At 66.2% G+C, this 10669-nt stretch carries 10 protein-coding genes and 1 pseudogene; 9 read left to right on the top strand and 2 right to left on the bottom strand.

Translation table 11 applies throughout. From position 1 onward, the window contains the following. The first annotated feature begins 39 nt into the window (after positions 1–39). From ACLML9_RS24890 to ACLML9_RS24875, 4 genes are all read left to right on the top strand, one after another. Positions 40–597: a dihydrofolate reductase family protein gene (locus tag ACLML9_RS24890; RefSeq protein ID WP_411947793.1), complete on the top strand. Its 558-nt coding sequence runs from the start codon at positions 40–42 to the stop codon at positions 595–597. 153 nt (positions 598–750) lie between these two features. Continuing rightward, the gene (locus tag ACLML9_RS24885) at positions 751–1320 is read left to right on the top strand and encodes a TetR/AcrR family transcriptional regulator (RefSeq protein WP_411947792.1); all 570 of its coding nucleotides are present in this window, start codon (positions 751–753) and stop codon (positions 1318–1320) included. A 14-nt stretch (positions 1321–1334) separates the two neighbouring features. Next, positions 1335–1868: a hypothetical protein gene (locus tag ACLML9_RS24880; RefSeq protein WP_411947791.1), complete on the top strand. Its 534-nt coding sequence runs from the start codon at positions 1335–1337 to the stop codon at positions 1866–1868. A 784-nt stretch (positions 1869–2652) separates the two neighbouring features. Continuing rightward, positions 2653–3012: an IS110 family transposase gene (locus tag ACLML9_RS24875; RefSeq protein WP_411947790.1), complete on the top strand. Its 360-nt coding sequence runs from the start codon at positions 2653–2655 to the stop codon at positions 3010–3012. 85 nt (positions 3013–3097) lie between these two features. On the opposite strand, the gene ACLML9_RS24870 is transcribed toward ACLML9_RS24875, so the two are convergent. Further along, positions 3098–3751 (bottom strand): TetR/AcrR family transcriptional regulator, encoded by a 654-nt coding sequence (locus tag ACLML9_RS24870; RefSeq protein ID WP_411947789.1) that lies wholly within the window; start codon positions 3749–3751, stop codon positions 3098–3100. Positions 3752–3881: 130 nt separating this feature from the next. Here ACLML9_RS24870 and ACLML9_RS24865 point away from each other — a divergent pair, with 130 nt between their 5' ends. The 5 genes and pseudogenes from ACLML9_RS24865 to ACLML9_RS24845 form a co-directional block, all read left to right on the top strand. Beyond that, entirely contained in the window at positions 3882–5030 is a 1149-nt protein-coding gene (locus ACLML9_RS24865) for a serine hydrolase domain-containing protein (protein WP_411947788.1), read from the top strand. Positions 5031–5047: 17 nt separating this feature from the next. Then, positions 5048–6829, top strand: a complete 1782-nt coding sequence (locus tag ACLML9_RS24860; protein ID WP_411947787.1) for an ABC transporter ATP-binding protein — start codon at positions 5048–5050, stop codon at positions 6827–6829. Positions 6830–6846: 17 nt separating this feature from the next. Next, the gene (locus ACLML9_RS24855; protein ID WP_411947786.1) at positions 6847–8526 is read left to right on the top strand and encodes an ABC transporter ATP-binding protein; all 1680 of its coding nucleotides are present in this window, start codon (positions 6847–6849) and stop codon (positions 8524–8526) included. Positions 8527–8685: 159 nt separating this feature from the next. Further along, positions 8686–8958: a hypothetical protein gene (locus ACLML9_RS24850; protein ID WP_411947785.1), complete on the top strand. Its 273-nt coding sequence runs from the start codon at positions 8686–8688 to the stop codon at positions 8956–8958. 208 nt (positions 8959–9166) lie between these two features. Beyond that, positions 9167–9331 (top strand): annotated as a pseudogene (locus ACLML9_RS24845) (IS5/IS1182 family transposase); the annotation flags it as partial. 76 nt (positions 9332–9407) lie between these two features. Here the strand turns inward: ACLML9_RS24845 and ACLML9_RS24840 are convergent. After that, positions 9408–9881 carry a hypothetical protein gene (locus ACLML9_RS24840; protein WP_411947784.1) on the bottom strand — a complete coding sequence of 158 codons (474 nt, stop codon included), beginning with the start codon at positions 9879–9881 and terminating at the stop codon, positions 9408–9410. Between the last annotated feature and the right edge of the window lie 788 nt (positions 9882–10669).

Genomic DNA, 10669 nt, shown 5'->3' with positions numbered 1-10669 from the left:
TGAGTCGATCGACTCACCACTAGCCCGAAGGAGCCGACCATGGCCAAGCTCATCTATTCGATGATCACCTCGCTCGACGGTTACGCCGAGGCGGCGGAGGGGGATCTCGGCAGGGGCGCCGAGGACAAGGAGGTGCACACCTTCATCGGCGACGTCTTCCGCCACGTGGGCACGTTCCTCTACGGCCGGCGGATGTACGAGACGATGGTGTTCTGGGAGACGGTGCGGAACGAGCCCGACGTACCGCCGCACATACTGCAATACGCGAACGACTGGCGGGCCGCGGAGAAGATCGTCTACTCCACGACGCTGGAATCGGTGTCGAGTGCAAAGACACGGATCGAGCGAACTTTCGACCCGGACGCGATACGCCGGCTCAAGGCCGAGGCCGGGCACGACCTCTCCGTCGACGGACCGACTCTGGCGGCCCAGGCGATCGCGGCCGGACTCGTCGACGAGTACCACCTCTTCACCACCACGAGCGTGGTCGGCGCCGGCAAGCGATTCTTTCCCGACGGCATCCGCCTCGATCTCGACCTCGTCGAGGAGCGTTCCTTCGACAGCGGACTGATCTACGCCTGCTACCGCCCTCGCTGAGCCGCATCGCGAGCCGGGATCGACCTATCGACGTCACCACAATCTGCCGATGTAACCAGCGGCGGAGTGGCCACTGCGAGGATGCCGGTATCCGGGGATCGCCGGAAACACATTCATTTGACTCATGACTGACCGGTCAGTCATGATGATCGCGTGCCAAAGAGAGTAAACCCGGATGACCGCCGCGCCGAGATAGTCGAGGCAGCGGTACGGGTCTTCGCCAGGAAAGGTTTCGCCGCTTCGCGGATCGAAGATGTCGCCGCCGAAGCCGGGGTAGCCAAAGGCAGCGTCTACCTCGCGGTCCGCAGCAGAGAAGAGCTGCTGACGGCAGCATTCGACCACTATCACGTTCGGGTGGACCGGGAGCTCGAGGTGCCGCGGACCGGGCCGGCGCTGGATCGGCTCGCAACACTGATCCGAGCGACGGTGGCCGTGCTGGCGGCGCACCCGGATCACGCGCGGGTGCTGCTCGACGTGTGGTCGGCACGTACGCCGATGGATATGGGAGCCGTGTACGAGAAGTACCGCACGGCGATCGCGGACCTGTTGCGCGAAGCCGGGAACGAAGGACGGCTGAGGACGGGTATCGGCGAGGGCCACGCGGCCGTGATCGTGGGAGCGATCGAGGGCTGCCTGGTGCAGTGGCTGGCCGACGACCGGGTACGGCTCGTCGACCTGGCCGAACCCATTGTGCAGGTCTGTGTGGAGGGCATCCGGCGATGACGATCACAGACCGGTTGATCGCTCCGGCGGCGACGAGAGCGGAGATCGTCCTCGGCTATACGGCTGCGGCCCTGGGGGCGATGACGGCTGGTGCGGTGGCCTGGCACGCGGGCGGGACGCTGTTGGTGGTGGGTGTGATCGCGCTGGTGGGTTTCGATCTGTTCGGCGGTGCCGTAGTGAACGCGACCGACTCGGCGAAACGGTGGTACCACCGGCCGGTGCGGAGTTCACGTCACCACCTCGGCTTCGTGGCCGCTCATGTCCAGCCCTTCATCCTTGCACTGATCGTGCCCGGATTCGGGTGGTGGACCGCAGCGGCGATCTACGCCATCGTATTTCTGGCGGCTGTCGCAGTCGCGTTGTCGCCGCGCGAAATACGCACGCCGGTAGCGTTCGTCGGTGCAGTCTTCGGTGTCGTGGTCATCTCGGGCGTGTTCACGGTGCCTGCATTCCTGATCTGGTTCGCGCCAGTGCTGTTGATCAAACTTCTGCTCGCCCATCTCCTGCCGGGCCCGGAACCGCAGGACGGCGACTGCCGAAATCGGTAGCGTCTGGGACCGGGAACACTTGCACTGACCTTTGAGACCGCCATCGTTTTATGCACAGTCGAGCCGAAACGGGCCCCGGCGGACGAACGCCCAGGTGTGTGACCAGCAGTGTCAAGTGGCGGTGTTTTCCTAGTGTTAGGTGGCATCGATCGTGGGGATTCTGCTGCGGGTCTGGAGTGAGAGGTTGGGTGGGGCGATGAACGCTGAAGCCCTCGAGGGTGATACCCGACGTCCTCTACGTCGACCGCGGGAGTGGCTGTCGTGGTCGGCGGTGCTTGGCAGCTACGGCGATCTCGAAATTGGGCTGTACACCGCAGGTCTCGTCTGCGCGCGGCATTCGGAGTGCTCGTTTGTCTCAGCCCAGCGACGGTTTTCGTATCGTTCACTCGGCTGCTGGAGCTGGCTACCGGTAGTCGCGGGGTCACCTTGGGGCTGCTGCACGATCAGGTGACGTCGATGATGGAAGGGTCCTCGTCGTTCGGCGTGTGTGACCCTGCAGGTGACCGACGGCTCCGGCTTGTCCTGAATCCGATCCGTCCACGCGCCGGCGGCGAGGACGTCCGTCCGATGCATGTCGGCCAGAGACGAGCATGACTTCATATGAGCCTGGTCAGCCCCATCAACGTCTTGTCTGCCCGGCCCTTGGCCGACATGCCCCAGCGCAGAAGGGCACGGGCCCATCATGACAACAACCACGTCGGCAGTCACGGCCGGCCTCGAGGGTCGCGCGGTCGTCGCCGGTGTCGACACACACGCGAGCACTCATCATGTCGGGGTGTGTTCGTTGACCGGAACGAGACTGGGAGACATCGAAATTCCCGCGAGTCCGGCCGGATATCGAGCGCTCGTCGACTTCGTCGCCACCTTCGGGGTGGTGCAGATGATCGGTGTCGAGGGCACCAGCTCCTATGGTGCCGGACTCGCCCGGTTCCTGACGACAGAAGCCATCGAATTCCGGGAAGTCATCCGGCCACGGCGGCCACAGCGCCGCCAGGGAAAATCCGACCCGCTCGACGCCTACGCGGCCGCAGAACAGGTCCTGGCCTGCCCCGACGGCTTACCGTCGCCAAATCAGGTGACGGAATTGTCGAGCAGATCCGAGTGCTGCTCACGGTCCGCCGCAGCGCGATCAAGGCGCGAGTAGCTGCAATCCGTCAGACCAAGTCGTTGCTGATCATCGCCCCGGAAATGACAGGCCGGCATAGACATCATTCGGCCGAGAGGACCTGTCATGGAATTGCGGCCTCGATGTGGGCGAGTTGGGCGGAGAGGATCTCTTCGAAAGCGACCCGGCGATCTGCACCCAGAGGGCGGACGTCGCGGGCGAAGTGGGCCAGGACAGGGAAGCGTTCGGGGTCGGCGCCCAGTACCGCAACGCGGAACAGCTCCATGCCCTGGTCGTACTCGTCGGAAGTGAGGGCGCCGACCCCGGCCTCGGAGGCGATCAACGCGGCGACGAGGATCGCGAGCCGGTGGTAGCGCGTCGGGATCTCCTGGTCGGGTAGGCCGGAGTCTCGCAGGGCCCGCAGTATTTCTTCCATGACCAGCCGGGAACCGGATCCGCCCGACGCGTAGCGCCCCCAGATCGCGGCGAGCTGGGGGTGCTGACCGAAAGCCTCTCGCAGGCGCAGGGCCGTCGCGGTGATGCGTTGTTTCCAGTCGCCCTCGGGGCGGTAGCCGTCCATGGCGGCGAGCAAGATCCGGTCGGCGACCGCGCGCAGCAGTTCGGTCTTGTTGCGGAAGTGCCGGTAGAGGCTGGAGGAATCGGTCCCGAGCGCTGCGGCGAGTTTGCGCACGCTGAACGATTCGGCGTCGCTCGTACGCAGCAACTCCGACGCCGTGTCCAGTATTTCCTCGGTCGACCAACGCCTTCGGCCTGTCATTGCGCTCCTCTCGTCCAGGGCCCAGTCTAACCTATGCACTTGCTGTTGCACGCACTGCGTGCATAATGGGGACCAAGTCATGGCTGTCGGCGGCCGCTCCGCCGCCCATCGATCGAAAAGGAGACGAACAATGACGAATTCACTGGATTCCGCAGAACTGACTGCCGCGCTCGAAAAACTCCACCGTGCGGGTATGCCGGGCGTGTTCGCCGAGGTACGTGACGGCGACGGACTCTGGCGCGGCGCCGCGGGGGTCGCCGATCTCGCCACCAGCCGACCCATCACGGCTGATATGCGACACCGCGTCGGCAGCATCACCAAGACGTTCACCGCCGCCGCGGTACTGCAGCAGGTCGAAAACGGCCGGATCGAGCTGGACACACCGATCGGTCACTACTTGCCGCATCTGGTCCCAGGGGAACGTGGCGCGGCGATCACGGTCCGGATGCTGCTCAACCACACCAGCGGCCTCGCCGAATACCTCTTTCACGCCTACGACTCATTGCGGGCGTTCCCCTCGTTGGCCGACACCGGCCCCGAAAGCCTGGACGACAACAGGCTGCGGCGTTTCGACCCCACCGATCTGATCGAGCTGGGAGTCACCGCACCCGCCGTCGGCACACCGGGCGGGACACCCGGCGTGTATTCCAATACGAACTACCTGCTGCTGGGCGAGCTCCTGGCGGAGGTCACCGGGATCGCGGCGGAGAAGTACATCACCGCCAACGTGATCGAGCGCGCCGGGCTGCGCGACACCGAACTTCCGACCGGAGCGCACATCGACGGACCGCATTCACAGATGTACGAGGCATGGTTCGGCATGATCGACCCGCCACGTGACTACAGCGTCTTCGATATGTCGTGGACCAGGCCGTCGGCATCGCTGATCTCGACCGTCGCCGATCTCAACCGCTTTTTCGGCCTGCTGCTCGCCGGTGACATCATCGACCCGTCGTCGCTGGCGCAGATGCAACGCACCGTCCCGGTGATCTCCTTCGAGGGAAAGGTCGTCGAGTACGGCCTCGGCCTGCACCGGTGGGATGCACCCGGCCGCGGCGTCTTCTGGGGCCACGACGGCTCTACCTGGGGCGCCGGCGCGATCTCCATGATCCGCGAGGACGGCGGACGACAGCTGTCCGTCGCGGTGAATTTGCAACGGTGGAGCAGGCTCGACGAGACCGGCGCACCGCAGCCGCATCCCATCGACGCCGCACTGTCGGCGTTATATGAGACAGCCATGGGTGGCGCCGCCACAGATGCCTCGCTGGGAAAGCAATGAACGCGCCCGATGTTGCTGTGGCAGAGGGTCGGTCGACGCCGGCGGCCCGCCACGGTGAGGCGACAGACCGACAGCTGAGTACGGGACGCCTCCTGCGCCCGTATGCCGGAGTTTTCGTTGCCGTTGCCGCCCTGCAGGTCGTCGGCGCTGTCGCGGGTTTGGCGCCGATGCTCGCGATCGTCGAGCTGGGCCGGGTGCTGCTGTCGCCCGGGCCCATCGAACACGATCATGTGTGGTTCGTCGTGCTCGCAGGAGCGGCCGGCATGTTCGTCCGGCTGGTGTTCACTGCCGCGTCGTCCGCGGTCGGTCATTTCCTCGACACCGACGTGCAGCTGATGTTGCGCCGGCAACTGGCCGCACGGCTCGGGCGGGTGCCGAACGGCTGGTTCTCCACCCGCCGAAGCGGTGAACTGGCCAGGGTGGTCGGCGATGACGTCAGCGCCGTGCATCCGTTCATCGCTCATTCCCCCGGCGAACTGATCTCGGCTTTCGTCGTGCCGCTGGTGTCGCTGATCTATCTGTTCAGCGTCGATTGGCGCCTGACACTGATCACGCTGATCCCGGTGCTGCTCGCGGTGGGGCTGATCCCTTTGATGACGACTCCGCAGCGGCTGCGCACGGAGCAGGAGCTCGATGCGGCGATGGGGCGGATCGCCGGTTCGGTCGTCGAATTCGTCCGGGGCATCGCGGTGGTCAAGGCATTCGGCGCGTCCGGGCGCGCCCACCGCAAGTTCATCGCCACAGCCGACGATTTCGTCGGCGTCTTCGACCGATTCGTACGCGGTATGTCGGTGATCGCCGCCGGGATGCAACTCGCGCTCGCCCCTCCTTTCGTGCTGTTGGTCGTGCTGACCGGCGGTGCGGCCCTGATCACCACCGGTGGGATGGTCGCGGCCGACCTGCTGCCCTTCCTACTGCTCGGATTGGGCTTGACCGCCCCGGTGTCGGCGCTCCTCGGCCACCGCTTCGATGACGTCCAGGCAGCCCGACGCGCGTTCGGGCGGATCAAAGACGTGCTCGCGGTACCGCCTCTTCCCGAACCTGTCCGTCCGATCGCACCGCACGGCCGGCGGGTGGAGTTGCGCGCGGTCAGATTCTCCTACGACGACGCTCGAGAGGTTCTGCGTGGGATCGACCTCGACCTCGAGCCCGGCACGCTCACCGCGATCGTCGGGCCGTCGGGAAGCGGCAAGTCGACGCTGGTCCAGCTGCTGCCCAGATTCTTCGACCCGACCCACGGTTCGGTCATGCTCGGCGGTGTCGATCTCCGCGAACTCGACAGCCGCACGTTGTATCGCATGGTCTCCTTCGTCTTCCAGGACGTGCGACTGCTGCGCGCCTCCGTCGCCGACAACATCGCGCTCGCCGTCCCGCATGCCGAGCTCGACGATGTGATTCGCGCCGCCGAACTGGCCGATATCCACGACCGGATCATGGAGCTTCCGCATGGCTACGACACCGTGATCGGCCAGGACGTCCGGTTCTCCGGTGGTGAGGCACAACGGATCTCGATCGCCCGCGCACTGCTCGCCGACACCCCTGTGCTGGTACTCGACGAAGCGACCGCGTACGCAGACCCCCGGACCGAGCAGGCGATACGCCGGGCTCTGACAACGCTGCAGGGCGATCGGACGATCCTGGTCATCGCCCACCGCCTCGAGACGATCGCCGACGCCGACACGATAGTCATGCTGGAAAACGGATCCATCGTCGAGCACGGCGCCCCGGCCGAACTGCTGGCCAGAGCCGGGAAGTTTGCCTCCTTCTGGAACTCTCACCGATCGGCGGTCCCCCGATGATTCCGATATTGCTGCGTGTGCTGGGACGGCAATACGCCGCGCCGGTGCGCCGCACCGTGATGCTGTTGACGATCACCGCGATCGTCGAGGGCCTGTCCTACGGACTGCTGATTCCCGTGCTGGGCGCACTGTTCGGGCCCACGCCCGACGAGGTGTGGCCTTTGCTCCTCGCCTTCGGTGCGGCGATCACCGGGTACGCCGTGCTGCGCTATCTCAGCGATCTCTCGGGCTTCCGCGCTGGAACCACCCTGCTGCACGGCCTGTTCCACCGCCTCGGCGATCATCTGGGCAGGCTGCCCATCGGCTGGTACGACAAGAGCCGCGTCGGCGAAATATCCGTGCTGGCCGGCAACGGTGTCCTGCAGGTGATGGGGGTGATCGCGCATCTGCTGGCACCGTTCATCACTGCCTGCGTCACTCCGCTGACGATCATCCTGGTAATACTGGCGGTCAACTGGCAACTCGGGCTCGCCGCGCTGGCCGCCGTCCCGGTGATCGTGGCGATCCAGGTCTGGACAGCGCGCGCGCTCGGCGCCACCGACGCCGAGCGCACCGCCCGCGACCAGCAGGCAACGGACCGCGTCATCGAGTACCTCCAGGCGCAACCGGTTCTTCGCGCCGGCGGCCGGAGCACTGAACGCTTCGGGTTGCTCGATGACGCACTGGTCGGAGTCCGGCAGGCCACTCGCCGTACCGTCGCCTCGGTGGTGCCCGGCACCGTCGGTTCGGCGTTCGCGGTGCAATCGGCATTCACGCTGATAACGGTGCTGGGAATCCACCTCGCGCTCGGCGGCGACATCGGCACGGTGGAGTTGCTGACAGTTCTGGTGCTTGCCGCCCGTTGCGCCGACCCGCTGCTGTCGCTGACCGAGCTCGGTGGCTCACTGCGCGGCGCCCGTTCCGAGCTGACCAGGCTGGACGCACTGTTGCAGACCGACACACTGCCCGAACCGGCGGAACCGATCGCGCCGACACGGCACGACCTCGCGTTCGAATCCGTCACTTTCCGCCATGGTGACCGGACGGTGCTGGACGAAGTGTCGCTGTCCGTACCGGAAGGACAGACCCTCGCCGTGGTCGGGCCGTCCGGCGCGGGCAAGAGCACCATGCTGCAACTGCTGGCACGTTTCTACGACGTCGACGCGGGCACGGTGCGCGTGGGCGGTGTCGATGTACGCGCGATCGACTCCGAGGTCCTGATGGCGCAGATCGCGATCGTCTTCCAGGACGTCTACCTCTTCGACGCCACGATCGAGGAGAACGTACGGCTCGGCCGCCCCAGCGCCTCCGACCGCGAAGTGCGGGCCGCCGCCGCCACGGCACGGTTGGATGAGGTGATCGAGCGGCTGCCCGCAGGCTGGGCAACCAACGTCGGTGAGGGCGGCACTCTGCTGTCGGGCGGTGAACGCCAACGAGTCTCGATCGCGCGAGCACTGCTGAAAGACGCACCCATCGTGCTACTCGACGAGGTGACCTCCGCCTTGGACCCGGTCAACGAGGAAGCAGTACAAACCGGACTCGAACGTTTGATGACGGACCGGACCGTGGTGACGGTGGCGCATCGGCTACAGACCGTCCAACGCGCCGATCACATCGTCTTCCTGGACGCCCGCGGCAGAATCGTGGAGGAAGGCAGCCATGCGCAACTACTGCGCCGCGCCGGCCGATACGCCGAATACTGGCACATCTCCTCTTGACCGGGTCGGTCACGAGGCCGACCGACCCGGACACGAGCGAGGGCGCGCAGGCCACCTGAGCCTGACGCCCGAGTGGGCGCGAGCGCTCCCTGAACTGGACCCCGACGCGAGCCGGGCGCTGGCCCCGCTCGGCAACACCCCGGATGCCTACGGCCAGACGTGGCACTCCCGGTCGACCCGAACCGGCAGTCCTACGCCCAGCTCATCGAGATCGCCGGCGAGGTCACCGGCCGCAAGATCGGCTACACGGTGCTGCCGATGCTCGCTTTCCGCCTCGGGCGCCGCTTCGTCGAGCCGCTCGACGAGATGTACGAGCTGCTCGACCGTTACCGCGACGACAACATCTTCGACAGCTCGAAGTTCGCGGCCCGCTTTCCCGACTTCCAGGTCAGCAACTATCGGGAGGGAGTGCAGCGAATCCTCACCGACTGACCGCCCGACTGGGCAGCATCTCGAAGTGGTAGATGGTTGGGGATCACCGCTGTGCGGCGATCCCCAACTCGTGTGGTGAGAAGCATTGTCTGCGTAGATGTGTCGAAGACCCGATGCCAGCGAGGTCTCTGGTAAAGGTACAGCGACGAAGAAGAACCTGAATCACTGGAAACCTCGTGATCAGCGTAGCGGTGACGGGCGTGCGGACCTGACCGATGCCCAGTGGGCTCGGCTGGTGCCGCTGCTACCCAGTGTGGACTCGACGATCATGCGCGCCCATCAGCATGCGGCCGGCGCCCGCCGCCCAAACCGAACACCCGGACCTGCCGGCACAGAACCAACTGATCATGGGCTGGGCCGGTCACGGGGCGGATAGGGCACCTCGCGAGATCATCGGTCGGGGGCGCACGCCTTACAGGCAGGCATCGTGCCCGCTTCGAACAGCGCGGTCAGAGTTCGTAGGTCCGCGTTACCGCTATCGAATCGCCGTCCTCTCGGGTCGAGGCCACGATGCCGCCGGGGCGTGGCCGGAAGCCGGGGGCGACGGCGAGATCGTGGGTTTCCTCGATCGCGGTGACCCGGATCCGGGTCGCTCCGGGCGTCCGTACCGTGATGTCGACTCCCTCCGGTGGAATATCGCGGAATCGAATTTTTCCCGGCCAGGTCTCGGCGGGGGCGCCCGCGACGGCCACGGAGACCGGGAACATACCCGCGACAGTGGCGGCCACCCGTCGATTGGGTGGTCGATGCGCAGCACCAGCGCGGCGGCCGATCGGCGAGGCGTCACGTCCGTCGAGCGCGTGGATCCTGGCCGCGATACCGGACAGTCCGTGCCCGGTCGGGTCGGCGCCGCCACGGCCGTCGTCGCGGATGCGCAGCCGGATGGTATCGCCGGTGTGGCCGACCGTGACAGTGGATTCCATTGCAAAGCCATATTTCGAAGCTAGGAATCGGGCGGCGCGCGCACAGTGGTGCCGCCCGCCCGGTCCGGTGGGTCCCGCCGCAGTCCCCCGATGCGGTTTTCCGCACGCCCACCGGCGGGTTTGCCCCCTCCCCGCGGTCCCGCTCGGTCCCTAGCGTCGAAATCCACGACTTGATCGGCGGGACGCTTGCTGCGGTTGGTTCCACGTCGATGGCCACTGTGGCCGGCCGAGCACGGGACGCGCCGTACACGCTCGGCGACATGCTGCTGTTCAACCGGATGCGCGCCGTACTCGACGTGACCCGAGCCGGGTCACTGCCCCAGCAAGTAGCACCGCCAAGACACAAGCGGCGAAGAACAATCGCCATGTGTTCCGCCTGACCTACACCCGGACAAGATCCCGCTATCCGGTGGCGGTGCGGCGACAGAATCAGCCGGCCTACAGTCGGTAGTTGGCTTCGATCCTCAAAAGACCGCGCGAATACCCCAGGTCACCGCCGTTCCCCTCTTCGATGTGCCCGCCGAGGGCACGAACCTGCAAGCGTCACGCTACTTCCACCGTGCCGGGCCCGAGGGCGAACCACAGACGACCACCACAGCACTGGTCACCGCGGGCAAGCAAACCAGCGCTTGATCCTCTCGATCAATATCGTCTACCGCTCGATGGGATCGAACACACCGAATCGGTAAATCCGCCGCGCTGAGGGATTCAAGTCCCCCTCGCGCACCTCTCCCACCCGGCGTCCCTTCGCACCGCCCTGAGCGGTGGGCCGCCGGGGCCGACCGCTG

The organism is Nocardia sp. NPDC002869, assembly GCF_046764065.1.
GTDB classification, from domain to species: Bacteria; Actinomycetota; Actinomycetes; order Mycobacteriales; family Mycobacteriaceae; genus Nocardia; species Nocardia rhamnosiphila.
Note: the sequence above shows the minus strand (reverse complement) of the source record. Positions and strands in the feature narration are given on the sequence as shown.